Origin of the sequence: Mycobacterium bohemicum DSM 44277 (genome assembly GCF_001053185.1) — a bacterium.
Taxonomy (GTDB): domain Bacteria; phylum Actinomycetota; class Actinomycetes; order Mycobacteriales; family Mycobacteriaceae; genus Mycobacterium; species Mycobacterium bohemicum.
Genome location: NZ_CSTD01000005.1, coordinates 266,639 through 290,530, shown reverse-complemented (window position 1 = coordinate 290,530; position 23,892 = coordinate 266,639). Strand labels below are relative to the sequence as shown.

General features: G+C 69.0%; 25 protein-coding genes and 2 pseudogenes. 12 read left to right on the top strand and 15 right to left on the bottom strand.

The genetic code is table 11. The features are described 5' to 3' along the window. Positions 1-262: 262 nt before the first annotated feature. Positions 263-2,221, top strand: a complete 1,959-nt coding sequence (locus BN971_RS21280) for a chloride channel protein (RefSeq protein WP_085179585.1) — start codon at positions 263-265, stop codon at positions 2,219-2,221. Positions 2,222-2,254: 33 nt separating this feature from the next. Here the strand turns inward: BN971_RS21280 and BN971_RS21275 are convergent, their stop codons facing one another. After that, positions 2,255-2,803, bottom strand: coding sequence for a Dps family protein (locus BN971_RS21275; protein WP_085179586.1), 549 nt, complete (start codon positions 2,801-2,803; stop codon positions 2,255-2,257). Positions 2,804-2,880: 77 nt separating this feature from the next. Further along, a pseudogene (locus BN971_RS21270) lies at positions 2,881-3,782 on the bottom strand (DNA-3-methyladenine glycosylase family protein). Positions 3,783-3,841: 59 nt separating this feature from the next. On the opposite strand from BN971_RS21270, the gene BN971_RS21265 reads away from it, so the two are divergent. Further along, on the top strand, positions 3,842-4,243 hold the full coding sequence (locus tag BN971_RS21265) for a nuclear transport factor 2 family protein (protein WP_085179588.1): 402 nt from the start codon (positions 3,842-3,844) through the stop codon (positions 4,241-4,243). Here BN971_RS21265 and BN971_RS21260 read toward each other — a convergent pair. From BN971_RS21260 to BN971_RS21250, 3 genes are all read right to left on the bottom strand, one after another. Continuing rightward, positions 4,237-4,617, bottom strand: a complete 381-nt coding sequence (locus BN971_RS21260) for a DUF427 domain-containing protein (protein WP_085179837.1) — start codon at positions 4,615-4,617, stop codon at positions 4,237-4,239. The genes BN971_RS21265 and BN971_RS21260 overlap by 7 nt on opposite strands. 81 nt (positions 4,618-4,698) lie before the next feature. Then, entirely contained in the window at positions 4,699-5,733 is a 1,035-nt protein-coding gene (locus tag BN971_RS21255) for an NAD-dependent epimerase/dehydratase family protein (protein WP_085179589.1), read from the bottom strand. Then, the gene (locus tag BN971_RS21250; RefSeq protein ID WP_085179590.1) at positions 5,730-6,239 is read right to left on the bottom strand and encodes a nuclear transport factor 2 family protein; all 510 of its coding nucleotides are present in this window, start codon (positions 6,237-6,239) and stop codon (positions 5,730-5,732) included. The genes BN971_RS21255 and BN971_RS21250 overlap by 4 nt, the downstream gene beginning before the upstream one ends. 94 nt (positions 6,240-6,333) lie before the next feature. On the opposite strand from BN971_RS21250, the gene msrA reads away from it, so the two are divergent. Then, entirely contained in the window at positions 6,334-6,849 is a 516-nt protein-coding gene (gene msrA, locus BN971_RS21245) for a peptide-methionine (S)-S-oxide reductase MsrA (protein WP_090350540.1), read from the top strand. Positions 6,850-6,868: 19 nt separating this feature from the next. On the opposite strand, the gene BN971_RS21240 is transcribed toward msrA, so the two are convergent. Then, positions 6,869-8,191, bottom strand: coding sequence for a cytochrome P450 (locus BN971_RS21240; protein ID WP_085179592.1), 1,323 nt, complete (start codon positions 8,189-8,191; stop codon positions 6,869-6,871). Between the two features lie 130 nt (positions 8,192-8,321). On the opposite strand from BN971_RS21240, the gene BN971_RS21235 reads away from it, so the two are divergent. Beyond that, positions 8,322-8,945 (top strand): TetR/AcrR family transcriptional regulator, encoded by a 624-nt coding sequence (locus tag BN971_RS21235; RefSeq protein ID WP_085179593.1) that lies wholly within the window; start codon positions 8,322-8,324, stop codon positions 8,943-8,945. A gap of 35 nt (positions 8,946-8,980) precedes the next feature. Next, the gene (locus BN971_RS21230) at positions 8,981-9,193 is read left to right on the top strand and encodes a TOBE domain-containing protein (RefSeq protein ID WP_085179594.1); all 213 of its coding nucleotides are present in this window, start codon (positions 8,981-8,983) and stop codon (positions 9,191-9,193) included. Between the two features lie 40 nt (positions 9,194-9,233). On the opposite strand, the gene BN971_RS21225 is transcribed toward BN971_RS21230, so the two are convergent. Together BN971_RS21225 and BN971_RS21220 are read right to left on the bottom strand one after the other, a co-directional pair. Continuing rightward, on the bottom strand, positions 9,234-10,124 hold the full coding sequence (locus BN971_RS21225) for an alpha/beta fold hydrolase (protein WP_085179595.1): 891 nt from the start codon (positions 10,122-10,124) through the stop codon (positions 9,234-9,236). 17 nt (positions 10,125-10,141) lie between these two features. Then, entirely contained in the window at positions 10,142-11,374 is a 1,233-nt protein-coding gene (locus BN971_RS21220) for a sulfotransferase family protein (RefSeq protein ID WP_085179596.1), read from the bottom strand. 28 nt (positions 11,375-11,402) lie between these two features. Here BN971_RS21220 and BN971_RS21215 point away from each other — a divergent pair. Together BN971_RS21215 and BN971_RS21210 are read left to right on the top strand one after the other, a co-directional pair. Continuing rightward, a pseudogene (locus BN971_RS21215) lies at positions 11,403-11,974 on the top strand (TetR/AcrR family transcriptional regulator). Continuing rightward, positions 11,971-13,074: a DUF1214 domain-containing protein gene (locus BN971_RS21210; protein WP_085179598.1), complete on the top strand. Its 1,104-nt coding sequence runs from the start codon at positions 11,971-11,973 to the stop codon at positions 13,072-13,074. The pseudogene BN971_RS21215 and the gene BN971_RS21210 overlap by 4 nt, the downstream one beginning before the upstream one ends. 1 nt (position 13,075) lies before the next feature. Here the strand turns inward: BN971_RS21210 and BN971_RS21205 are convergent, their stop codons facing one another. The 4 genes from BN971_RS21205 to BN971_RS21190 form a co-directional block, all read right to left on the bottom strand. After that, the gene (locus tag BN971_RS21205) at positions 13,076-14,119 is read right to left on the bottom strand and encodes an LLM class flavin-dependent oxidoreductase (protein WP_085179599.1); all 1,044 of its coding nucleotides are present in this window, start codon (positions 14,117-14,119) and stop codon (positions 13,076-13,078) included. Beyond that, a complete protein-coding gene (locus tag BN971_RS21200) occupies positions 14,119-14,643 on the bottom strand; it encodes an SRPBCC family protein (protein WP_170322210.1) in 525 nt (174 codons plus the stop codon). Before BN971_RS21200 ends, BN971_RS21205 begins: the two co-directional genes overlap by 1 nt. A 108-nt stretch (positions 14,644-14,751) precedes the next feature. Further along, positions 14,752-15,858, bottom strand: coding sequence for a fatty acid desaturase family protein (locus BN971_RS21195; RefSeq protein WP_085179600.1), 1,107 nt, complete (start codon positions 15,856-15,858; stop codon positions 14,752-14,754). Between the two features lie 76 nt (positions 15,859-15,934). After that, complete coding sequence (locus tag BN971_RS21190) at positions 15,935-17,017, bottom strand: flavin reductase family protein (protein WP_085179601.1); 1,083 nt, start codon at positions 17,015-17,017, stop codon at positions 15,935-15,937. A 97-nt stretch (positions 17,018-17,114) separates the two neighbouring features. On the opposite strand from BN971_RS21190, the gene BN971_RS21185 reads away from it, so the two are divergent. Further along, the gene (locus BN971_RS21185; protein ID WP_170322209.1) at positions 17,115-17,762 is read left to right on the top strand and encodes a TetR family transcriptional regulator; all 648 of its coding nucleotides are present in this window, start codon (positions 17,115-17,117) and stop codon (positions 17,760-17,762) included. 45 nt (positions 17,763-17,807) lie between these two features. Here BN971_RS21185 and BN971_RS21180 read toward each other — a convergent pair whose 3' ends face one another. Both BN971_RS21180 and BN971_RS21175 read right to left on the bottom strand, forming a co-directional pair. Next, complete coding sequence (locus BN971_RS21180; RefSeq protein ID WP_085179603.1) at positions 17,808-18,203, bottom strand: hypothetical protein; 396 nt, start codon at positions 18,201-18,203, stop codon at positions 17,808-17,810. A gap of 46 nt (positions 18,204-18,249) precedes the next feature. Continuing rightward, positions 18,250-18,855, bottom strand: coding sequence for a GNAT family N-acetyltransferase (locus BN971_RS21175; RefSeq protein WP_085179604.1), 606 nt, complete (start codon positions 18,853-18,855; stop codon positions 18,250-18,252). A 64-nt stretch (positions 18,856-18,919) separates the two neighbouring features. Here BN971_RS21175 and BN971_RS21170 point away from each other — a divergent pair, with 64 nt between their 5' ends. Then, positions 18,920-20,005 carry a F420-dependent hydroxymycolic acid dehydrogenase gene (locus tag BN971_RS21170; RefSeq protein WP_085179605.1) on the top strand — a complete coding sequence of 362 codons (1,086 nt, stop codon included), beginning with the start codon at positions 18,920-18,922 and terminating at the stop codon, positions 20,003-20,005. Between the two features lie 66 nt (positions 20,006-20,071). After that, a complete protein-coding gene (locus BN971_RS21165) occupies positions 20,072-20,650 on the top strand; it encodes a hemerythrin domain-containing protein (protein WP_085179606.1) in 579 nt (192 codons plus the stop codon). Between the two features lie 57 nt (positions 20,651-20,707). On the opposite strand, the gene BN971_RS21160 is transcribed toward BN971_RS21165, so the two are convergent. Then, a complete protein-coding gene (locus BN971_RS21160; protein WP_085179607.1) occupies positions 20,708-21,604 on the bottom strand; it encodes a manganese catalase family protein in 897 nt (298 codons plus the stop codon). Positions 21,605-21,755: 151 nt separating this feature from the next. Here BN971_RS21160 and BN971_RS21155 point away from each other — a divergent pair, with 151 nt between their 5' ends. After that, a complete protein-coding gene (locus BN971_RS21155; RefSeq protein ID WP_085179608.1) occupies positions 21,756-22,457 on the top strand; it encodes a GAF and ANTAR domain-containing protein in 702 nt (233 codons plus the stop codon). A gap of 84 nt (positions 22,458-22,541) precedes the next feature. Further along, positions 22,542-23,855, top strand: a complete 1,314-nt coding sequence (locus tag BN971_RS21150; protein WP_085179609.1) for an acyl-CoA dehydrogenase family protein — start codon at positions 22,542-22,544, stop codon at positions 23,853-23,855. Positions 23,856-23,892: the final 37 nt, after the last annotated feature.

Here is a 23,892-nt window from a genome sequence, read left to right as displayed (position 1 = left end):
GATCGGGACGCCCGATATAACCGGACTGGAGTCCGTTTATTCCCCCGCCCGGATCCGACCCCGGTGAAGTGGCCTCCGGCGCGACGAAAACGTGTGATAGTGCAATATTTGCTGGGGAGAGGGCGCCGCGGCATTCGCGATCCCGAGATTGTCAGGAGATCCGTCGATTTTCGACGGCGGGGAGGGTGAGGGAATGGGGAAAGGGAAGGCGCCCGCTGATCGGGCACCGGCTGCGCGACGGGGTACCAGCGCATGGTGGGCCATGGCCGGCTGGCTACGCGGCAACCGCCTCGGGCTCTTCTTCGTCGCGATCGTGGTGGGAATCGGCGCCGGGCTCGGCGCGGCGGCCTTTCGCTACCTGATCTACGGTTTCACCTGGCTCGCGACCGGACACAACGAGTTCGGTCAGGACGGCTGGGTCGGCAGCGACCACCTGCCGTGGCTGGGCATCGGATTCTTCGTCGTCATTCCCGTCGTCGGTGGCCTGATCTACGGGCCGCTGATCTCCAAGTTCGCCCGGGAGGCCCGCGGCCACGGCGTTCCCGAAGTGATGATCGCGGTGGCGGAGAACGGCGGCCGCATCCGTCCGCAGGTAACCGTGGTGAAGGCGTTGGCCTCGGCGCTCTGCATCGGAACCGGCGGGTCCGTCGGACGGGAAGGGCCGATCGTCCAGATCGGTGCCGCGCTCGCGTCCAGCCTCGGTCAGTGGGTGCGGATGCCGGAGAACCGGCTGCGCGTACTGGTGGCATGCGGCGCGGCGGGCGGCATCTCGGCCACCTTCAACGCCCCGATCACCGGTGTGTTCTTCGCCGTCGAACTGATTCTGCGCGAACTGTCGGTCGAGGCGATCTTCACCATCATGCTCTCGTCGATGATTGCCGACGTCATCGCGCGGGTCTTCTTCGGCTCGGCCCCGTTCCTCACCCAGCTTCCCGCCGGAATCGAACTGGACCACATCGCCAACTACCTCCTGATCGCCGTCCTCGCCGCGTTCGCCGGTCTGCTGGGCATCCTCTTCAAGACCGTTCTGTACAAGACGGAGGACGTGTGCGATCGCCTCTGGGGGAACCGCCCGGAATGGGCGCGTCCGGCGGTCGGCGGAATCGTGCTCGGCCTGCTACTCCTCGCGGTGCCGCAGCTGTACGGGGTGGGCTACCCGGTGATGTACGCCGCCTTCGCCGGTCACTACGCGCTGTGGTTCCTGCTCGTCCTCGCGGCGGGCAAGATGCTGGCCTGCAGCCTGACCATCGGAATAGGCGGCTCGGGCGGTGTGTTCGCCCCCTCGCTGTTCGTGGGGGCCACGTCGGGCATGGCATTCGGGCTGATCGTGCAGCAGGCCATCGGCACCGGCGTCGGACATCCCGCCCTCTACGCGATCGTCGGCATGGGTGCGGTGTTCGCATCCGCCGCGCGTGCCCCCCTGACCTCGCTGGCCAGCACGGTCGAGATGACCGGAGATTTCAGCCTCACGCTGCCGGTCATGTTGGCCGTGGCCGTGGCCACCACCGTGTCGCGCGCGATTTCCTACGGCACCATCTACACCACCAAACTGCTGCGCCGCGGCATCGACATCGACCGCCCGAAGGCCACCCACGCGTTCGCCGCCCTGACCGCGGCCGACGCCATGCACCGGTTTGCCGGCCCGCTGGAGCTTGCCCCCTCCGACGGCGCGGCGGCGACCGGCGACCAGGACTGGACGACCCTGCTCGGCCCGGTCACGCGGGTCCGCGAACCGCAGGCGCTGTTCGCCAACGACAGCCTCGCCCAGGCGCTGCGCCAGCTGGTTCTGTACGGCCGCGACGGGTTGCCGGTGATCGACACCGAGGCCCGGCGCGTGCAGGGCTGGCTGACCAACCAGGACGTGCTGCGTGCGGTCGACGCCTACCTCCTTCAGGCCGAACCGGAGATCGCCGCCAGCCACCGGGCCGCCCAATGGGCAAACCCGCAATCCGAGGCGGCCGAGCACGATCCACGCAGCCAACTGGCCGGATACCAGATCGTCGAACACACCCTGACCCCGGACTCGGCGGCCGTCGGCCGGGTGGTCCGCGACATCGACTGGCCGGCCGGGCACCTGCCCGTCTCCGTCCTGCACAACCGGCAGCTCATCGACGCCGACGCCACGGTGCGGCTGTCAGCCGGAGACAGGGTGAACGTCCTGGCTCCCAAAAATGGCTTCGGGACAGCGTCCTCCGGGACGCCCGAGTCGGGGCCCAGGTGAGGGCGCCGACTCGGATCCCGGGGATCGGGAAGACTACGAAGCGCTGCGCGCGCTGCTGGCGGCGTCCTCTTCGGTGGTCGAGCCCTGGTGCTTCAGCTGCCCGCCCGCGCTCTCCAGGTGGGCCCGGACGAACCACTGGAACTTCTCCAGCCGGGCCGCCTGGCCGATCAGCATGTCCTGGGTGACGGGGTCGATCTCCTCGGTCTCCTCGATGCCTTTGCGGATGTCCTCGATGACGCCGGTGTAGACCAGATCGAGCGCCGCGAGGTGCGCCTGCACACAGTCGCGGCCGACCGAGTAGTCGTCCCAGGTGCGGTCCTTGATGATCGCGCCGGGCGTGCCCTGCGGCGACGCGCCCAGCGCGGCGATCCGCTCGGCGACGTCGTCGGCGAATCCACGCACGGCCTCGACTTGCGGGTCGACCATCTCGTGCACGCCAATGAAGTTCGGCCCCACCACATTCCAGTGGATGTGCTTGAGGGTCAGGTGCAGGTCGTTGTAGGTGCTCAATTGCTTTTGCAGAAGTTCGGCGAGCCGAGCCCCCTGTTTGTCGGTCAATCCCGGAATGGTGAACTGCGTCATCTTCTCACTCCTGCGTTCGCGTCAAATTTCTTCCCGCGCCGAATACCCGGGGCCGGCGGCCGGTAATCGCCGGGCGTTCACATCGAATCGATGTGCTGCACCGGCAGCCGGGGCCCACGCCGCGGCTCGTAGGCCAGGCCGCTGGCCTCGAGCAGGCGGACCACCCGATGGCGGTGCGGTCGCATCGGTTCGAGCAACTCGAGCATCCCCGCGTCGTCGACGGGGCGGCCCAGCAGCGTCCACCCGATCATCTTGGGGATGTGGTAGTCGCCCACGGAGACGGCGTCGGCGTCTCCGAACGCGCGCTGCGCCGTCTCGGCGGCCGTCCAGACCCCGACCCCCGGCAGTGACATCAGCGCCTCGCGCGCCTGCGCGGAGGTGCGCGTGACCAGCCGCTCCAGCGACGCCGCCCGCTGGGCGCACGTCACCACGGTGCGGGCGCGCCCCGGGTCGACGTTGGCGCGGTGGAATTCCCAGGACGGGATGCACCGCCACGCGTCGGCCGACGGCGGCACCCGCATCCCGGCGGGCGCGGGTCCCGGCGCCGGTGTGCCGTACTTCGACACGAGCAGGCGCCAGGCGCGGAACGCGTCGGCCCCGGGCACCCGTTGCTCGATGATCGCCGGGATGAGGGCTTCCAGCACGAGCCCGGTCCGTCCCAGGCGCAGGTGCGGGACGCGGCGGCGACGATCGGGTCGCGCGGCGCGAAGCCGGCCGCGTCGTCGTCGGCCCCCAGCAGCGCGGGCAGCGTCTCGATGAATTCGGTTGCGCCGCCGCCCCACGCCGCGCAGTGGGCGGCGTCGGCGGCCACGCGGCTGATCCGGGCCGTCACCGGGCCGCTCGGCAACAGGGTGGTCCGCCAGATGGTGCCGTCACCGGGAAGCCGGAAGCACGGATCGCGCGGCCCGCGGCGAAGCGGCGCCAGGGTGTGCCCGAAGCTGGCCGGCCCGGCGAAGGTGACAGTGCGCTCGAGGTTCACTGCTCACTCTCCGGCTGCCGCGATTGACCGTTAACGATGTCCCAAGACAATATTGCGGTGTGGCGACGCCGTTCGATGACCCGCAAGGCGAACTGGCGTGGATGTTCCTGGAAAGCATCAGTGACGGCGGGGACCTGGACGAGGGCTTCGCGCTGCTGAGCGAGGACTTCACGTACTGGAGCCTGTACACCCGGTCCTCGTGCGACAAGGCGACCCTGCGGCGGGCGATCGAGCAACGCAAGCAGGTCCTCGAAGTCACCATCGATCTCGTCTGCTGCGTCAACGAGGGCGAAACGGTGGTCGTCGAGGCACAGGCCAACGGCACCACGGCCGGCGGCGTGGCCTACGACAACCCCTTCGTGTGCATCTTCGAAACCCGGGACGGGGTGATTAATTCGATGCGCCTCTACAGCGACACCCGGGCGCAGGAGGCCGCGATGCCGGGCTGGATCCCTTACTGAGACGCGACGCTGATTTCGGCCTTGTTGGGGTAGAAGGCGACGTGCCCGGCGATGGCCGCGACGGCCGGGTAGGGCTGTTCGTAGGTCCAGATCACGTCGTCGACGGTGTCGCCGCCCGCGGTGGTCACGCTGTAGTAGCTGGCTTCGCCCTTGAACGGGCAGTACGTGCCGGTGTCGGTGCGGACCAGCTTGTCCTGCGCGACGTCGCTCATCGGAATGTATTGCACCGCAGGCAAAGTCGCTTCGCGAAGCTCCAGCGCGGCCGTGGTGTCCGCGATCAGCTCGCCGTTGACGCGGACCTGCACCCGTCCCCTGGTCGGTTCGATGGCGATCGGGTGACCGGCGTTGGGTTCCTTGATTTCCGGATGGCTCATGGTGGATTCCTCCTGGGGCGCGAACACCGCGATTGCCGCGAATACGTGGTGCAACGCCGGCGCGCGCCCAACGCTTCCCGGTTATTCGGCGGGCGCGGGGCTGCCGGTCTTCTTCGGGGCGCGCATCGCGGCCCAGAACCGGGCCGCCTCGCGGATGGACTCCTCGACGGGGCGCGGCTGCCAGCCCAGCTCGCGCACCGCCTTGCCGTGGTCGACGGGGGCCTCGGCGCGCATCATGCGCACCGACGCCAGGCTCAGCTCGGCGTCCTTGTCGGACAGGCGGGCCCGCAGGCTGCCCAGCGCGCCGAGGGCGTACAGCGTCGGCACCGAGATCGAGCGCCGCGGCGGCGGCACGCCGGCCTCGTCGGCCGCGATCGCCACCACCTCCTTCAGCGGGATCATCCGTTCGCTGATGAGGTAGCGCTCGCCGACGCGCCCGCGTTCGGCCGCCAGGATCATGGCGCGGGCGGCGTCGTCGACGCCGACGACTTCCAGCTCGATGCCCTCCATCAGGAAGGGCAGCTTGCCGAAGACCGCCCCGGCGATGAACGCGCCGTGCGGGGTGCGGCCCCAGTCGCCGCTGCCATAGGTCGTCGACACGCACATCGCGACCGCGGGCAGGCCCGCCTCGGCGACGTAGCGCATCACCAGGTTCTCGGCCTGGACCCGCGAGCGCACGTAGTCGCTGAGCCCGCGGGTACCGATGACGTCGTCCTCGGTCGCCACGTGCCCGTGCCGGCGCCCCACCGTCGCGTAGGTGCTGGTGAAGACGAACCGATGCAGGTCGGCGTTGACGGCGACGTCGAGGACGTTGCGCGACCCCTCGACGTTGGTGCGGAACAACGGCGACGTGTCGCGCAGCCACGCGCGCGTGTCCACGACGCAGTAGTAGACGTCGTCGACGCCGTCCATCGCCTCACCCACGGTGTCGGTGTCGAACACGTCGCCGTGAAATCGGGTGAGCGCCAGGTCGTCGATCGCGCGGGTGTTGGCGCCTGCGCGCACCATCGCCCGCACCTCGAAGCCCTCCGCCGCGCCCTTGGCGACCAACTGGCGGGTCACGTGCGAACCCAGAAATCCGTTGGCGCCGATGACGAGTTTGGCTTTGGCGCTCATCGCTGCCCACCGCCGTTCTGGCTCAGCCACCGCGCGGCGTCGTCGTCGAGCGTGCCCAGTTCCTGTGCCTTGCGGCACCACTTCAGGCTCGCCCGCAAGAAGCGCAGCGGGTTGTAGATGTCCTCCTGCCGGCACCACTGACCGTCTCCGGCGTAGGTGACGATGGAGATGTTCGTCGCGCTGATGACGGATCCGTCGCCGGGGTCTCGCATCGGGTTGTCCAGTTCGCAGATGATCCGCCCGGTCGATTCGTCGATGACCGACCACAGCGTCGGGAACGACACCATGTGGCTGCCGGGAAACGTGGTCATGGTCGCGTGGATCCAGGCCCGCACCTCGTCCCGGCCGTGCATGGTGCCGGCCGCGTGTTCGACGTACTCCACGTCCGGCGTGTACTGCCCCACCCAGGCGTCCCAGTCCCGCGTCTGCGCGGCGCGGGCCACCGTCTCCTCGAACTTCGCGAAGGCCTCAGCCAGCTCGCTGCGGGTGAACTCTCGAACCGTCACGCACGCTCCTTTGCGCCGTCACACGTCATCCGCCGGAGTGTAGCCTGGGCAAAGTCGCCGGGTTCTGCACGGACGACTTCTCAAGGAGGACAGCATGACGAGCACCCACAAAGCGATCCTTGCCGGCGGCTGCTTCTGGGGCATGCAGGACTTGATCCGCAAGCAGCCGGGGGTGATCTCGACCCGGGTCGGTTACACCGGCGGGGACGTCCGCAACGCGACGTACCGCAATCACGGCACGCACGCCGAGGCCGTCGAAATCGTCTACGACCCTTCGGTCACCGACTACCGCACCCTGCTGGAGTTCTTCTTCCAGATCCACGACCCGACGACGAAGGACCGGCAGGGCAACGACCGCGGTAAGAGCTATCGCTCCGCCATCTTCTACACCGACGACGAGCAGAAGCGCGTCGCGCTGGACACCATCGCCGACGTCGAGGCCTCCGGCCTGTGGCCGGGCAAGGTGGTGACCGAGGTCAGCCCCGCCGGGGACTTCTGGGAGGCCGAGCCCGAGCACCAGGACTACCTGCTGCGCTCCCCCAACGGCTACCCCTGCCACTACGTGCGGCCCGGCTGGAAGCTGCCGCGACGCACGACGGCCGGGAGCTGACGCGTCGTTGTAGCCGGCTTCAGCGGCGCCGCACCGTGATTCGCCCGCCGTCCTTGGGCGTATAGGCGACGCCGCGGCAATGCCGTCCCTCGTCGGGCGCGGTCGTGATTTCAATGGTGAAGTGGCGCAGCACCGTTCGCAGGACCACGTCCAGCTCCATGTTGGCGAACACCGCCCCCACGCACCGGCGGGCCCCGCCGCCGAACGGAATCCAGCCGAAGGCCGGCGGCTTGGCGCCCAGGTAGCGTTGCGGATCGAAGCGGTCGGGGTCGGGAAACACGTCGGGATCCTCGTGAATCTGCCCGATGCTCACCGCGATCGAATCCCCGCGCGGGATGCCCCACTCGCCCAGCTGGAAGACCTCCGGGTAGACGCGGCGCGCGACGAAGTCGATGACGGTCCTGGACCGCTGAACCTCCAGGATGGTCGCCTGCCGCAGCTGGCTGCCGCCCTCATCGGCCTCCTCGACCAGCGCCGCCAGCAGCTCCGGATGCCGGCTCAGCCGCTCGAACGCCCACGCCAGCGTCGACGCGGTGGTCTCGTGGCCGGCGGCCAGCAGGGTGAGCAGCTCGTCGCCAATGTCCTTGCGCGACATGCTCGAGCCGTCCTCGTAGGTGCTGCGCAGCATGATCGCGAGCACATCGGTTCGCGTGGCGAAATCGGGATCGGAGAGCTCGGCGTCGATCAGCTTGTCGATGATGACGTCGTACTCGCGTCGCCATTGGTCCAGCCGGCCCCACGGGCTGAACGGGAAATTGCGCCGCGGTTTCGGCAGGACCGCCAGCCTCGAACCGAGCGTGACCCACGGCGGAATGAGCCGGCGCAGCTCGTCGAGCTCGGCGCCGTCGGCGCCGAAGACCGCGCGCAGGATGGCGTTGAGCGTGATGCGCATCGTCGACGGCAGCGTGGCGAACTGCCGGCCCTCGGGCCAGTTCGCGGTCTCGCGCAGGGTTTCTTCTTCGATGATGGTCTCGTAGTTGGCGATGCTCTTGCCGTGGAACGGCGGTGCCAGCAGCCGCCGCCGCTGCCGGTGCTCGTCGCCGTCGAGCGCGAAGACCGATCCCGACCCGAACAGCCGGCTCAGGTTGGGCTGGATGTTGCCGAGCTCCTCGGGGCCGGCGGTGAAGACCCGCTTGACCAGCCGGGGGTCACAGACCACCGCGATGCGGCCGTGGATGGGGCTGCTGACGCAGAAGACGTCGCCGTGGCGGCGCGCCAGCCGCTGCATGACCCGTCGCCGTGACATGGCAAAGCCGATGGCCCGCAACAGCTTCGGGCCATGGGGCGCCGGCGGCAGCTTGACGACCGGGCTCGCCGGCGCGACGGTGGCTGGTTCGCTCATAACGGTGACGCTCCCCATTTCTCCCCCTCGAACCGGGGGTGGTACGACGGTGTACCGCTCGCCTTTCCCGGTACGGTACTCTGTGGTACCAAGCCTGACAAGGTGCCCACCCGCCGAAAGGGGCGCGGCCATGACGACAGCGGTCACCACTGCGGCCACCGGGGCGGCCGGGGACCCAGCGCTCGACGACCCGTTCCGACTCCGCCTGCTCGACGGGCTTGCCACATCGATCACCGAGCGGGGCTACCGCGCCAGCACGGTCGCCGACATCGTCCGCCATGCGCGCACGTCCAAGCGCACCTTTTACGACCAGTTCGCCAGTAAAGAAGACTGTTTCCTCGAACTCTTGCGCGCCGACGTCGAGCGGCTCGGCGAACGGATCGCGGGGGCCGTCGATCCGGAAGCCGACTGGCACAGCCAGATTCGCCAGGCGGTCGAGGCCTACGTCGGGCACATCGAAGCGCGGCAGGCGATCACGCTGAGCTGGATTCGGGAACTTCCCTCGCTGGGCGCCGTCGCGCGGCCCGTGCAGCGTCGCGGCCTGCAGCTGTTGTCCACGCTGCTCATCGACCTCAGCGCGAGCCCGGGGTTCCGCCGGGCGCAGCTGCCGCCGTTGACGCCGCCGCTGGCCATCATCCTGCTCGGCGGCCTGCGGGAACTGACCGCGCTGGCGGTCGAGGACGGGCGCCCCGTGCGGGAAATCGTCGAACCCGCCGTCGACGCGTCCATCGCCCTGCTCGGCCCGCGGGCCTAGGCTGATCGCACGACCCGACGACTTTGGAGACTGCGATGCGGCTTTCGACACGAAACCAGCTCAACGGCACCATCAGCGAGGTCGATCTCGGCAGCGTGATGGCGATCGTGAAGGTCCGGCTCGACGGTGGCGACCAGGTGGTCACCTCCTCGATCACCAAAGACGCGGCCGTGGATCTCGGACTCGAAGTGGGGCAGCCCGCGACGGTGTTCATCAAGTCCACGGAAGTGACCATCGGCGTCGACTGACCCCGCGCGCGGGCCTGCGCGAACGTGGGCGCGCGCGTGTTCAGCCTTCGGCGCGCAGGAAGGCACGCAGCCGGTCGAGCACCAGCTCGGGCGCCTGCTCGGCGATCCAATGGCCGACCCCGTCGACCAGCTCGACCTCGAAATCGGTTATCCGGTCGGCATATCCGTCCAGCAGGTCGGGCGTGAGCACCGGGTCCCCGGTACCGCTCAGCCAGCGGACGGGGACGTTCACCCGGCAGTCGTCGTACTCGCCGCGCAGCCAGCGCCACAGTTCGCGGGTCATGAAGGTGCGATACCAGCGCGACCCGGCCACGGCATGGCCCGGCTCGCGCATGCTCTCGATGTAGAACCGCACGTGTTCCTCGGGCACCAGATACCCGCCGCCGACCCAGGACGCCAGCGCCCGGTAGAACCGCGCCTTGGGATCGCCGATCACCCGCGGGCCGATCACCGGCAGCATGATCGGGACCTGGTACCAGAATCGCCAGAGGTTGCGCAGCAACTTCAGATTCGGGTTCAGCCACGGCGCCGCGGTGTTCATGCCGAAGAACCCGCTCACCTTCTCCGGATGCCGCAGCATCATGGTGAACGCGATCGGACCGCCCCAGTCGTGGGCGACCAGCTTGACCGGTGCGACGCCCAACCGGTCCACGACCGCGGCCAGGTCGTCGGCCATGTCGTTCTTGAGGTAGCTCGACCGCGGGGCCGAACTCCAGCCCGCGCCGCGCAGGTCGGGACACAGCACCCGGTAGCCGTCGGAAGCCAGCGGGGTGATCAATTCGTGCCACTCCCACCAGTTCTGGGGGAAGCCGTGCACCAGCATCACGGCCGGGCCGCCGGGCGGTCCCGCGTCCGCGACGTGGATCGTGATCCCGCTCCCGACGTCGACGTACCTGTGCTCCACACCGTCCAGGGCGGGCATCGTCACCATGCTTCAAGAACGTAGCCCTAGGCGAGAAACCTCTCGACATAGGGCGCGAACCGGGCGCGCAGGTCGGCCTCGGAGAGCCCGAACATCGCGCACGACGTCTCGACGGTGCCGTGCCGGCCGCGCCGGTGGCCCTCCAGGTAGCCCGCGACCGCCGCCCGCGCTTGTTCGGTGAAGGGCTCGCCGGCCAGCGCGTACACCCGTTCGGCCACACCGAGTTCGTCGGCGGTGAGGTCGTCGAACCGGACGTCGATCGAGCGTTCCGGCCCGATCACGTCGCGGTCGCGGACGAGCGTGGCGAGCATGCGGTCCAGGCGGTCGATCCAGTCCGCGGCGATCCGTTCCACGGGCACCGGGAAGCGGTGCATGCGCGCCGAGTAGGTGATCATCGCGATCATCGACAGCGCGACGGGCACCGGGTCGCGGTGGGTGAACACGACGATGCTGCCGGGGAACACCCCGTCCAGCACCGGCACCTGCTCGAGGTGTTGCGGCGACTTCAGCAGCCAGCGCCGCCCGCCCCGCAGGAACTGCATGGCCTTGAGTTGCCGGGCGAGGTAGCGGTAATGCGGCGTCTGGTCGTGGGACTGGTAGTAGTCGCGCCAGCGCGGCACGTGGCCGAGCGTCTCGAAGAGCATCGTCGAGAAATCGTTGGCGAGCAGCTGGATCTCCTCGTGCACGTGGTCGGTGGTCATCTCGTGCATGAGCGGGAAATGGGGCATGACCGTGTTGATCACGCCGACGCCGACGTCCATGCGGGTTCGCCGCGGGTCCGGCTCGGTGCCCGCCTCGGCGGGCAGCGGGAACGGCTCGACGCTCTCCCAGTACGGCATGGTGCGGAAGGTGGGCGCGGCCGCCAGCAGGTTGTGCAGGTGGGTGGTGCCGGTGCGGGGCAGCCCGGCGATCACCACGGGGGGTTGCAGTTCGATGTCGTCGATCTCGGGGTGGCGCCTCAGCAGGTCGGTCAGCAGCAGCCGATTCTTGAGCAGCTGAAGCAGTTGCGCGTAGAAGTTGACCGCCCCGGCCGCGTGCAGGCCGTCGATCTCGCGCAGCGCGGCGAGGTAGGCGTCGAGCCGCTCCCGGTAGTCGTCCGGGCCAAAATCCCGCAGCCCGGTGTCGGCGCACGCCTGCGCGTGCAGGGCGTCCGCGTCCAGCGGGCAGGCCGGCGCCATCGAGGCCATCGCGTCGAGGATCTGCTGGGCGTCCGGAGCGAACCGCGGCCGGGCGAGGTCGTCGAGGCGGACTGTGGTCATGGCGACTTATGTTACTTTGAGTTTCGTAATGGCAGTGGACTTTGGGCGGCCCCGCGATCCCCGCATCGACGGCGCGGTGCTCGCCGCGACCGTCGACCTCCTGGCCGAGAGCGGCTATCCCGGGCTGTCCGTCGCCGCCATCGCCCGGCGCGCGGGCACCAGCAAGCCGGCGATCTACCGCCGCTGGCCGAGCAAGGCCCATCTCGTGCACGAGGCGGTGTTCCCGATCGGGGCGGCGACGGCCATTCCCGACACCGGATCGCCACGCGACGACCTGCGCGAGATGGTGCGCCGCACGATGGCCGTGCTGACCGCCCCGGCGGCCCGGGCGGCGCTGCCCGGGCTGGTCGGGGAGATGGCCGCGGACCCCACGCTGCACTCGGCGCTGCTGGAGCGGTTCGCCGGCGCGATCTCGGGCTGGCCGGGGCGGCCGCGGCCGGTGGGGTCCGCGGGGAGGTGACCGCCGCCGAATTGGCCGAGGCGATCGCCGGCATCACCTTGCTCGGCCTGCTGACGCGCGCGGACGGGCTCGACGAGTCGTGGGTCGATCGCACCACCGCGTTGCTCCTGAACGGAATCCTGAAAGGAACCACGTCATGACGCACGAGTCGAGGACCGCCTGGCGAGAACTGCTCGAAGTGCTTGGCTCCGCGGATCGCTCGTTCCTCGAGGGCGACCGGGCGGTGACCGACGACCGCCACGTCGCCGACGGGTACCGCATGCTGGCCAGCACGCTGGGCGTGGCCCTGGACACCTACCTGTTCACCGAACCGGGGCGGCCGCAGTTCGTCGCGGTCAACACCCCGTTCCGCCGCGACCGCCGGTGGGGCGGGGACAACACCGACGCCTACTACTACCTGTGCCCGGTGGACCCGGAGCGGCGCTACCGCATCAGCGGCAATGCGGGTGACAGCGCGTACTTCTCGGTCACCGCCTACAACGAGCCGTCGCCCGGCGCCTGGTCGGACCGGGTGGTGGCGATTGTCCGCGACACCGACCTGAACATCGATGGCAACGGCGACTTTTCGTTCGAATTCGGGCCCACGCCCGACGCGGCCGTGCTGATGACCCGCGACTACCAGGCCGACCCGCTGACCGGGCGCCCGGTGACCTGGCGCATCGAGGCGCTCGACGAGCCGGACCCCATACGTCACGGTGACACCGAAACCGCCGCACGCCTGCGCGCGACCGCGACGTGGTTGCGCACCATGTTCGCCATCGTGCCACTGGCCGTCGGGACGCGCGCCGACGACGCGCATGCGCTCGGACACGAGATCGCGCATGCCGCAAACCAGTTCGCCGATCCCTACCAGGTGCCCGACGCCAACTTCGGGTGGTCGGCGCGCGACGCCTGCTATTCCTACGGCAGTTTCGTGCTGGACGACGACGAAGCCCTGGTGATCACGCACCGGCCTCCGGCGTGCCGGTTCTGGAACCTGGTGGTGTGGAACCAGTTCATGGCCACCTACGGCGCGGCCGACGCCCGGTGCTCGATCAACGGCCACAGCGCCGCGGTCAACGGCGACGGCTCGGTGACGGTCGTGCTGTCCCATGGCACGACCGCCCACCCGAATTCCCTTACCACACTCGGCTATCCGCGCGGCAACCTCGCGTTCCGGTGGTTTCTGGCCGACGGCGTGCCGGCGCGCCCCGAGGTGCGGATCGTGAAGGTGTCCGACGCGCCGACGGGGGTGGGCTGAATCAGCCCGTCGCCCTGACCAATTCGATGGCCCGGCCGAGCGTGGACAGCTTGGCCTCCGGAGTGTCACCGGCCGGATACAGCCGCACCGTGTCCACGCCGGCGTCCCGCCACACCGCGAGCCGGGCGCGGACCATCTCCTCGGTGCCGATCAGCGTCGTGGCCAGCACCATGTCATCGGTCACCAGCGCCGCCGCGCCCTCGCGGTCGGCGCTCTGCCACCGCTCGCGCACCTGCGCGGCGACCTCCGCCCAACCCTGCCTGCCGTAGGCCTGGTTGTAGTAGTTGGTGCTCGACGAGCCCATGCCGCCCAGGCTGAACGCCAACTCCTTCCTGCGACCCGCGAGCATGCCGCGCAGCTCGTCTTCGTCGGCGGCGAAGGCGACTTCGGCGCCCTGGCAGACGTCGATGTCGGCGCGCGTGCGGCCCGCGGCCGCCAGCCCCCGGTCGAGGTGGGCGAAGTAGGCGTCGGCGGCGCCTTCCGGCACGAAGCTGGTGCCGAGCCAGCCGTCGGCGATCCGTCCGGTCAGGCGCAGCATCGCCGGCGACAGCGCGGCCAGGTAGATCGGGATGGTGTGCTCGGCCCTGGTCGACAACCGCATCGGCACCCCCTCGCCGCCGGGCAGGGGGATCTGAAACTCGTCGCCGGAGTGCGAGATCTTGCCGCCGGCGAAGACCTGCCGGACGATGTCGACGGTTTCGGACACTCGGGCCAGCGGCCGGGCGAACTGCACTCCGTGCAGGCCCTCGATCACCTGCGGGCCCGACGCCCCGAGCCCCAGCAGGAACCGGCCGCCCGACAGGTTGGACAGCGCGATCGCGGCCTGCGCGACGGCGACGGGAGTGCGGGTGCCGACCTGCAGGATGCCCGACCCCAGCAAGATGCGGTCCGTCCGCGCCGCCAGGTAGCCCAGCGCCGACGGAGCGTCCGCGCCCCAGGCCTCGGCGACCCAGCAGACGTCCAGGCCCAGCCTCTCCGTCTCGACCACGAACGAGGCCACGTCGCCGGGCGCGCCGGAGAATTCGACCGTCGTCGCGGTCCGCATCAACGCACGCCGTGTTCGGCCAGCCTCTTGATGGCCGCGAGCGTCTTGCCGATCGAATCCTCGAATTCGCGCAGCCGCACGAACACGATCTTCTGCTCCTTGTCGGGCATCGCCTCGATAGCTGCGGAAATTCCCGAACGCCCCGGGCCCATCTGCGCCCGATAGCTCAGCTCCGTGCCACCGTCCCGCGGGGTCAGCCGGAATCGCCACGTCGCCGCCGGGTTCTCCGGTTCGCCGACCGCCCAGGCGAATTCGCGCGGCTCGTCGCAGCAGACGATGTGTGACATGGTGCTCCACCGGCCGATGGCCCGGTGTTCGTTGTGCCCGACGAAGCGGGCACCCAGCCGGGGGGCGTTGCACCCGGGCGCCCATTCGACCGCTTGCAGTTCGTTGCTGAGGGCCGGCATCAGCTGGACGTCGCAGACCAGGCTCCACACGCGGTCGGGGTCGGCGTCGATCCATGTCGACGCCTCCACCGTCGGTGTGTCCGCGTAGCGGGCGCCGGTCCATTCCACGCCGCCCATTGTGGCGGCAGAATGCCGTTGCGTCGAGACTGCGTCCAGGGCTACCTCGACGCAAGGCGAGGCACCTTGCACGCAGGCTCGGCGCCGTAGCCGCAGGCTCAGGCGGCCTCAGGCCGCCACGGACGTCCGCTCGGCGGGTTCGTCCGGCGCCGTTTCCCGGACGAGCGAGTCCGGCACGGCCAGCTTGACGATCTTGCGAACGACCGTGCCGAACTGCCTGAGCAGCGGGCCCTTGTTGTAGGGGATCCCGTAGCGCGTGCAGATCCGCTCCACTTCGGGCGCGATCTCGGCATAGCGGCGGGCCGGCATGTCGGGAAACAGGTGGTGCTCGATCTGGTGCGACAGGTTGCCGGACAGCAGGTGAAAGAGTTTGCCCCCGGTCAGGTTTGCCGAACCGAGCACCTGGCGGAAATACCACTGCCCGCGGGATTCGTCCCGCGTCTCCTCGACGGTGAATTCCTGTGTGCCGTCCGGGAAATGGCCGCAGAAGATGATCATGTACGACCACACGTTTCGCATCAGGTTGGCCGACAGGTTGCCCGCCAGGACGAAGGGGGCGAAGGGCCCCGCCAGCAGCGGGAAGGCTACGTAGTCCTTCAGGGTCTGCCGGCGGGTCTTCTTCCATATCTGCTTCAGCGTCTCGCGCTTGTCCGCGAGCCGGATCTCACCGGCCCGGATGCGCTCGGTTTCCAGCTCGTGCAGGGCGACGCCGTACTGGAACAGCACCATCAACCCGAACGCGTACACCGGGTTGCCCAGGTAGTACGGGCTCCAGCGCTGGTCTTCGCTCATCCGCAGGATGCCGTAGCCGATGTCGCGGTCCATCCCGACGATGTTGGTGTGGGTGTGGTGCATGTAATTGTGCGAATGCCGCCATTGGTCGGCCGGGCAGGCGGTGTCCCACTCGAAGGACCGCCCGGAGATCGCCGGGTCACGCATCCAGTCGTACTGGCCGTGCATGATGTTGTGGCCGATCTCCATGTTGTCGAGGATCTTCGACAAGCCCAGCATGACGGTGCCCGCCGGCCAGGCCGGCGGCAGGAACAACAGCGCGCGGCCGCCGACCTCCAGCGCGCGCTGGGCCTTGATGACGCGGCGGATGTAGTCGGCGTCCGCTTGGCCGAGATCGGCCATCACGCGTTCCTTGATCGCGTCCAGCTCGCGGCCGAATTCCTCGGCCTGCTCGGCAGTCAGGGTGACCTTGTTCTTTGTCATGGTTCTTCCTTTCGGTCCGACTGTGCATCTGGCGGCCCGACGCGGCCGGCGCCGCACACTCGCGTGGGTGCTTGGTTCACAGCGAAAGCTCGACGTCACCGACCGGCACGGACACGCAGATCTGGACCTCCTCGTCGGGCCCGGTCGACACGGCGCCGCTGGTCAGGTTGCGCACCGTCCCGGCGATCTTGCGCCTGGTGCAGGTGTGGCAGATGCCCATGCGGCATCCGCTTTCGGGCGTCAGGCCTGCCGCCTCCGCCTGCTCGAGCAGCGGACGTCCGTCGTCTGTGACGTCGATGCCGCTGTCGGAGAAGGTGATTCGGCCGCCCGAGGCGATGGCCGGCGCATCGAACGCCGGTGGCACGAAGCTCTCGGTGTGGACGTTGTCACAGTGTTCGCGCACCGCGTCGACCAAATCCTTTGGCCCGCAGACGAACACCGCGTCGGGTGAGGGCATCGCGGCGGCCAGGTGTCCGGAATCGAAACGGCCGACGAGGTCGCCCCCGTCCGATCGGGTGTAGCCGTGCAACACGCGGACGCCGCGCAGCGCCGCGAGATCGTCGCGGTAGCACGCCTCGACGGCGCTGCGCGCGTAGTGGACGAACGCGATTTCGCCCGCGCCGGTTTCGAGGTGCCCCTCGGCGACCAGGGTGCGCGCCATCGCCAGCACCGGGGTGATGCCGCTTCCGCCTGAGACGAAGAGGATCCGCCGCGGGCGCCGATCCGGCAGGGTGAAGTCGCCGCCGACCCCGGCCAGGCCGACCACCATGCCGCGGCGGGCGCGCTCGTAGAGGTAGTTGGAGACCAGTCCGCAGTCGTGGCGGCCGATCGTCAGTTCGATCTCGGCGCTTCCTTCGGCGTTGGCCGGCGAATAGCAGCGGGTGTGCCGCCGCCCGTCGATCTCGACCGTGACGTTGACGTACTGGCCCGCCTTGACGGTGCAGGTGGAGGTGAAGCTCTCGTTCGGGGCGAGGGTGAGGGTGAGGCTGCGCGGGGTGGCGCGGCGGACGGCGGTGACCTTGGCGCGGGCCTCGCCCAGCGTCCAGGTGGGCGCGACCAGCTCGGTGTAGCGGTCCACGCCGTGCGGGCCGGTGAGCAGATCCACCAGGTCCGAACCCAGGACCCGCCTCCGGAGAGCTCGGGAAGTTTGAGTGAACATATGTATACCGTGCAGGGACTTACCCCTGGTCGTCAAGGGTTTACTGCTGCTCTGTGGTAGGGTTCACACAGTGAACGGCCGTACTCCTAGCTCACGTTTGCGTGGATCTGGCCGCGAGCGGGCACGCGAAACCACGTCGCGCGAGGAGCGCAAGGAGGCCACCCGCCGCGCCATCATCGCCGCCGCCCTGAAGCTGCTGGGCGATCGCAGCTTCTCGAGCCTGAGCCTGCGCGAGGTCACCCGCGAGGTCGGGATCGTGCCCGCCGCGTTCTACCGTCACTTCGAGTCGATGGAAGCGCTCGGACTGGTCCTCATCGACGAATCGTTCCGCTCCCTGCGCGACACCCTGCGCGAGGCGCGTGCCGGCAAGCTCGACCCGAACCGCGTGATCGAGTCATCCGTCGAGATCCTGATCGGCAGCGTCGCCGAACGGCGGGAGCACTGGCGGCTCATCGCCCGGGAGCGCAACAGCGGCCTGTCGGTGCTCCGCTACGCCATCCGCACCGAGATCCGGCTGATCACCTCCGAGTTGGCCACCGACCTCGCGCGCTTCCCGCGGCTGCACGAGTGGAGCACCGAAGACCTCAACGTGCTGGCGGCCCTGTTCGTGAACTCGATGATCGTCATCGCCGAGGCGATCGAGGACGCGCAAAGCGCCGAGGCACTCGAAGACATCCGACGGATCGCCGTCAAGCAGTTGCGGATGATCGCCATCGGCATAGCCGGCTGGCGAAGCGTCCCCTGACCAACGGCGCGGACGCGTCCAACGCAGTGAACAGTCGAACACTGATCACTCGATGGTCCGCGTGAAATCGGAGGCACCGTTTTCATCGACGGCCTGGTACAACGAATCGCCGTCCTCGGGCGCGCCGTCGATCTGGCCCCGGTGCGCGCGCCCGGGCGGGCGGTCCGGGAGCGAGTCCGCTACATCGATCGAATCCGGGGTGACGTCGGGCTCCTCTTCGGCGAGGCGCTGATCGAGGGATTCGCCTTCCCGTTGCTCTCGCGCCGTCATCCCGAATCGGTTGGCCTCGCTCCAATCGTCGGGCGGATCGACGACGATGTCGCCGTCGTCGTTGTGCAACTCGTCGGAGTCGGTGCCCTCGCTGGGGTTCAAGGTCTGGCCGGGACCGCCCTCCTCGGGGAAGTCGGCGGCATCTGCCGGCCCGTCGGGGTTTTCGGTCATGGGCAACGGTTGCCCCGGGGTTCCGGGCGCTAAACGCGCCCGCCCGTCATCGCGGCGCCCGCCACATCGCCCACAGCGGTGGCCCACCGCCGGGCAGTTGCATCTCGCGGGTGACCGTGAAGCCGAAACGCTGGTAATACGGAACGTTTTCGGGCTTACTGGACTCCAGATAGGCCGGGCAGTATTCGGCGTCGCAGCGCTGCAGCCGCGACCGCATCAGCGCCTGCCCGAAGCCACGACCGCGCACCGACGGGTCACTGCCGATCGCCGCCAGATACCAGTGCGGCTCTTCGGGGTGTTCGCGCTTCATGAACTCCTGAACGCCGCGCGCCTTTGCCGAACTCAGGCCGAACACGCGGATGAAGGCCGGCATCATCGTCAGTTCCTCCCGGCGCGAATACCGCCATCGATTCGGCGGATCCCACAGGGCCGCGGCGCCGACGCCGGGGCCGTCGCACGCCACTTCGACGCCGCCCCCGGCGAAGTGGTGGTGGCGGGTCATCGCGGCAAACATCCGGGCCAGTTGCGCCGGCCGGGCGGCCTCGTCCGGAAACATCCATTCCATGACGGGATCGTCGTGAAAGGCCCGGGCCATCGTGCGCGAGATCGCGCGCATGTCGGTCTTGCGCGCGGGGCGCGCCTGCGGGCTCACCAGGTGAGGCTAGCGCGTCAAGCTTCGCGGGTGTGACGGACTGCGTGGCGGGTATTTTGATCCGGTGACCGGCATCTCGCGACGGGCGTTCGGGCGGGTGGCCGCCGGTGCCGGCGCGCTGGGAACCGCCGGATTGTCGGCGGCGTGCGCCGACGAGCGCGGCAGGCCCGCTTCGCCGCCACCGGCGGGCAAGGGCGTCGGGGTGGTGCTCTCGCACGAGCAGTTCCGCACCGACCAGCTCGTGGCCCAGGCCCAGGCCGCCGAAAAGGCCGGCTTTCAATACGTCTGGGCCAGCGACCACATCCAGCCGTGGCAGGACAACGAGGGCCACTCGATGTTCCCTTGGCTCACACTGGCGCTCGTTGGCCAGGCCACCAGCCGCATCGCGTTCGGCACCGGCGTGACCTGCCCCACCTACCGGTACCACCCGGCCACGGTGGCCCAGGCCTTCGCCTCGCTGGTGATTCTCAACCCCGGACGCGTCTTTCTCGGCGTCGGCACCGGCGAGCGCCTCAACGAGCAGGCCACCACCACGATGTTCGGCAAGTACGCCGAGCGCCACGACCGGCTGGTCGAGGCCATCACGCTGATCCGTCAGCTGTGGAGTGGATCGCGAATTTCGTTCGCGGGCAAATACTTCCCGACCGATTCATTGAGGCTTTACGACGTTCCGCCCACACCGCCGCCGATCTTCGTGGCGGCCAGCGGTCCGAAGAGCGCGACGCTGGCGGGCCGGTTCGGCGACGGCTGGATCACCCAGGCGCGGGACCTGCGTGACCCGAAACTGCTCGCCGCACTCGCCGCCGGAGCGCAAGCGGCCGGCCGCGACCCGGCCGCACTCGGCAAGCGCGCCGAGTTGTTCGCGGTCGTCGGCGACAACGACGAGGCCACCCGCGCCGCCACCTTGTGGCGGTTCACCGCGGGCGCGGTCGACCAACCGAATCCCGTGGACATCCAGCGCGCCGCCGCGGCGAACCCGATCGACAAAGTGCTCGCCAACTGGGCGGTCGGCGCCGACGCCGGGCCCCACATCGCCGCCGTGCAGGGGGTTCTCGACGCCGGCGCCATTCCGTTCGTGCACTTCCCGCAGGGCGATCCGGTCAGCGCCATCGACTTCTACGGCGCCAACGTCTTGACGAAGCTGCACTAGCGCCACCGTTTCGCCGCATTGCGCCCGGGTACCCGCACGCCATCTTCAATTTTGGGAAGGCAGGGTATGGACGCGATCACTTTTCTTCGTCAGGACCACAAGAGCGTGCTCGGGTTGCTCGAATCGCTCGACGGTGCGCCGTCGGGCTCGGGCGCGGAGGCCAGCGGCCTGGAGACGGTGGTGAACAACCTCATCATCGCCGAGTCGCAACACGAGGCGATCGAGGAGCAGTTCTTCTGGCCGGCCGTCCGGGAGGCGGTCGGTGATGCGCTGGCCGACAGGGCGATTGAGCAGGAGCAGGCCGGCAAGAAGCTGCTACAGCGGCTGGAGGATGGCAAGCCGGGCGAGCCGGACTACCACGAGGCGCTGCAGGAGTTCGTCGAGGCGGGCCGGGAGCACATCGCCTACGAGCAGGAGGTGGTGTGGCCGCAGGTCGAGGTGGCGATCAGCCGCGCCGACCTGGAGAAGATCGGCGAAAAGCTGGAGAAGGCAAAGAAACTCGCGCCGACCCGGCCACACCCGGACACCCCGCCCAATCCGGCGGTGCTGAAGACCGTGGGGATGGGCGCGGCGGTCATGGACCACGTGCGCGACGCCGTCACCGGCCGCAGCGCGGACAATCCGCCCGATCCGCAGATCCACTAGCGCATCGCAGCCAAGAGCCGGGCGTCGACGAGGACGCCCGGCTCTCGTGCGTCCGGATTAGCCGGTGGGCGTGCGCTGTTCGTGGGTGAACGGCTTCTCGGCGTCGACGGCCGGCGATCCCTGCGGATTGGTCTCGGCGCCCTTGTTCCGCCGCTTGGCGCCGCCCAGCCACTGCTCCTGGGGCTTCTCCACGTACTCCCACTCCATGCCCTCGGGCCACGGGCCCTGCCCCTGGTTCCACGGCCCGCGAATCGACTCGCCGCCTCCGTTCGACATGTTGAAGGCCACGTTGGCGAAGCGCGGGTCCGCCGGCAGCTGCCCCGGCGGGAAGTTCACCGGCAATTCGTTGAGCGCCGCGGTGAACTGCTGATAGTGCGTCACCTCGCGCGTCATCAAGAAGGTCAACGTGTCCTGCACACCCGGGTCGTCGGTGAACTGCTTGAGGTACTCATAGACGACCTTTGCCCGGGACTCGGCCGCCAAGTTACTGCGCAGGTCCACGGTGGGATCGCCGTTGGCGGTGACGTAGGAACCCATCCACGGCACCCCCTGGGAGTTGCTGACGTCCGGGCTGCCGCCGTTGAGCGCCAGGTACAGCGGATTGACGGCCACCTGATGGACGATCTGGTCGCGCCCGTCGGCGCTGGCCACCGCGGGCATCCAGTCGCACTTTTCGTTGGCGATCTTCAGGTTGTCGTTGAGGCCGTCCAGCAACATCGTGATCATCGAGCCGACCATTTCGAGGTGGCTGAGCTCCTCGGTGGCGATGTCCATGAACAGGTCGTACATCTTGGGGTTCTTCTCGCGCAGCACGAACGCCTGGGTGAAGTACTGCATGGCGGCCTTGAGTTCGCCGTTGGCGCCGCCGAACTGCTCTTGCAGCAGTGTGGCGAAACGTGGGTCGGGTTGGCTCACCCGAACCTCGAACTGCAGGGCTTTGTTGTGCACGAACACGTGGACTCCTAGGGCTTGCGGATTTGGTCTGATCAAGGGCGGGTACCCGTGCGGTATGCCGACAAACGCTGGCAGATAAGCCGAAACCGAGAGCCGCCGACGGCTGAACCTCACCCCGCGACCCCGCGGGCAATCGTGGAGATTCGACCTCATGGACCTACCGGACGCGAGCGCCGGACACGCTCTTGCCGTGCGCATGGCCGAGCTGGCGCGCGAAACCGCCGCGCCGCGCCCACTCGAACGGGTGCTGCGCGACGTCACCGATGCGGCGGTGGAGCTGATTTCGGGAGCCGACTTCGCCGGGGTGTTGCTCGTCAAGAAGGGCGGCGAATTCGAATCCGTCGCCGACACCGACGGCCTGGTGGCGCTGCTCGACCGGCTGCAGCACGATTTCGGCGAAGGGCCCTGCGCCGAAGCCGCACTCACCGAAACGATCGTGCGCAGCGACGACATGCGCGACGAACCCCGCTGGCCGAAATACGCGCCGGCGGCCGTCCGGCACGGTGTGCACAGCAGCCTGTCGTTCAAGCTGTACACCGCCGATCGGACCGCCGGCGCGCTGAACCTGTTCGGCCTGCGGACCGCTGCGTGGGACACCGACGCGGAGACCACCGGCTCGGTGCTGGCCGCGCACGCCGCCGCCGCCATTCTGGCGGCGCGCCACAGCGAGCAGTTGCAGTCGGCGGTGTCGACCCGCGACCGCATCGGTCAGGCCAAAGGCATCATCATGGAACGCTTCGGCGTGGACGAGGTGCGGGCCTTCGAGTTGCTGCGGAAGCTGTCCCAGGAAAGCCAGCTGAAACTCGTCGACGTCGCCCAGCGTGTCGTCGACACCCGCGGTGGCGGGGGGTAGATCCGCTCCCCGACGCCCGGGGCCTGCGCCTACGATGGTGAGGCTTCATCGTCGAGTCCGGCGCGACGCTGCGCCGGGGAACGGATGACCACGGTGTGGGACTTCGAAACAGACCCCGAGTACCAGGAAAAGCTCGACTGGGTCAAGGAATTCATGGTCGACGAGCTCGAACCGCTCGATCTGGTGCCGCTGGATCCGTACGACAAGAAGAACGCAGAGATGATGGCCGTCCTGCGGCCGCTGCAGCAGCAGGTGAAGGACCAGGGATTGTGGGCCGCACACCTGCGCCCCGAACTGGGCGGTCAGGGCTTCGGCCAGGTGAAACTCGCGCTGCTCAATGAGATCCTGGGCCGGTCCCGGTGGGCGCCGTCGGTGTTCGGCTGCCAGGCGCCCGACTCGGGCAACGCCGAAATCCTGGCGCTGTTCGGCACCGAGGAACAAAAGGCCCGGTACCTGCAGCCGCTGCTGGACGGCGAGATCACCTCCTGCTACTCGATGACCGAGCCGCAGGGCGGTTCGGATCCCGGGCAATTCGTCACCACCGCCACCCGCGACGGCTCGGCAAACGGGGACTGGGTGATCAACGGCGAGAAGTGGTTCTCCACCAACGCCAAACACGCGTCGTTCTTCATCGTCATGGCCGTCACCAACCCCGAGGCACGCACCTACGACAAGATGTCGCTGTTCATCGTCCCGGCCGAGACGCCGGGGATCGAGATCGTGCGCAACGTCGGCGTCGGGGCCGAATCCGCCAGGCGCGCCAGCCACGGCTACGTCCGCTACCGCGACGTCCGCGTGCCCGCCGACCACGTGCTCGGCGGCGAGGGGCACGCCTTCATGATCGCCCAGACCCGGCTCGGGGGTGGCCGCATTCACCACGCTATGCGTACGATCGCGTTGGCGCGCAGCGCTTTTGACATGATGTGCGAGAGGGCGGTGTCGCGCAAGACCAGGCACGGGCGGCTCGCCGACTTCCAGATGACCCAGGAGAAGATCGCCGACAGCTGGATCCAGATCGAGCAGTTCCGGCTGCTGGTCCTGCGCACCGCGTGGCTGATCGACAAGCACCACGACTACCAGAAGGTGCGCCGCGATATCGCCGCGGTGAAGGTGGCCATGCCGCAGGTGCTGCACGATGTCGCGCAACGGGCCCTGCACCTGCACGGCGCGCTCGGTGTGTCCGACGAGATGCCATTCGTCAAGATGATGGTGGCCGCGGAGTCGCTGGGCATCGCCGACGGCGCCACCGAACTGCACAAGATGACGGTCGCCCGCCGCACCTTGCGTGAATACGAGCCGGTGACAACGCCTTTCCCGTCCGCGCACATCCCCACCCGCCGCGCCGAGGCCGAGGCCCGGTTGGCCGAACGGCTGGAGCACGCGATCGCCGAGTTCTGACCCGCCTGCGCTGCCGCGCTCGCCGCGACACATAACC

Bases quoted from the DNA above. Each gene is read 5' to 3' on its own strand.
- BN971_RS21280 (WP_085179585.1), top strand. From the start codon at position 263: ATGGCCGGCTGGCTACGCGGCAACCGCCTCGGGCTCTTCTTCGTCGCG.
- BN971_RS21275 (WP_085179586.1), bottom strand. From the start codon at position 2,803: ATGACGCAGTTCACCATTCCGGGATTGACCGACAAACAGGGGGCTCGG.
- BN971_RS21260 (WP_085179837.1), bottom strand. From the start codon at position 4,617: ATGAGCCATCCGGAAATCAAGGAACCCAACGCCGGTCACCCGATCGCC.
- BN971_RS21255 (WP_085179589.1), bottom strand. From the start codon at position 5,733: ATGAGCGCCAAAGCCAAACTCGTCATCGGCGCCAACGGATTTCTGGGT.
- msrA (WP_090350540.1), top strand. From the start codon at position 6,334: ATGACGAGCACCCACAAAGCGATCCTTGCCGGCGGCTGCTTCTGGGGC.
- BN971_RS21240 (WP_085179592.1), bottom strand. From the start codon at position 8,191: ATGAGCGAACCAGCCACCGTCGCGCCGGCGAGCCCGGTCGTCAAGCTG.
- BN971_RS21235 (WP_085179593.1), top strand. From the start codon at position 8,322: ATGACGACAGCGGTCACCACTGCGGCCACCGGGGCGGCCGGGGACCCA.
- BN971_RS21230 (WP_085179594.1), top strand. From the start codon at position 8,981: ATGCGGCTTTCGACACGAAACCAGCTCAACGGCACCATCAGCGAGGTC.
- BN971_RS21225 (WP_085179595.1), bottom strand. From the start codon at position 10,124: ATGGTGACGATGCCCGCCCTGGACGGTGTGGAGCACAGGTACGTCGAC.
- BN971_RS21220 (WP_085179596.1), bottom strand. From the start codon at position 11,374: ATGACCACAGTCCGCCTCGACGACCTCGCCCGGCCGCGGTTCGCTCCG.
- BN971_RS21210 (WP_085179598.1), top strand. From the start codon at position 11,971: ATGACGCACGAGTCGAGGACCGCCTGGCGAGAACTGCTCGAAGTGCTT.
- BN971_RS21205 (WP_085179599.1), bottom strand. From the start codon at position 14,119: ATGCGGACCGCGACGACGGTCGAATTCTCCGGCGCGCCCGGCGACGTG.
- BN971_RS21200 (WP_170322210.1), bottom strand. From the start codon at position 14,643: ATGGGCGGCGTGGAATGGACCGGCGCCCGCTACGCGGACACACCGACG.
- BN971_RS21195 (WP_085179600.1), bottom strand. From the start codon at position 15,858: ATGACAAAGAACAAGGTCACCCTGACTGCCGAGCAGGCCGAGGAATTC.
- BN971_RS21190 (WP_085179601.1), bottom strand. From the start codon at position 17,017: ATGTTCACTCAAACTTCCCGAGCTCTCCGGAGGCGGGTCCTGGGTTCG.
- BN971_RS21180 (WP_085179603.1), bottom strand. From the start codon at position 18,203: ATGACCGAAAACCCCGACGGGCCGGCAGATGCCGCCGACTTCCCCGAG.
- BN971_RS21165 (WP_085179606.1), top strand. From the start codon at position 20,072: ATGGACGCGATCACTTTTCTTCGTCAGGACCACAAGAGCGTGCTCGGG.
- BN971_RS21155 (WP_085179608.1), top strand. From the start codon at position 21,756: ATGGACCTACCGGACGCGAGCGCCGGACACGCTCTTGCCGTGCGCATG.
- BN971_RS21150 (WP_085179609.1), top strand. From the start codon at position 22,542: ATGACCACGGTGTGGGACTTCGAAACAGACCCCGAGTACCAGGAAAAG.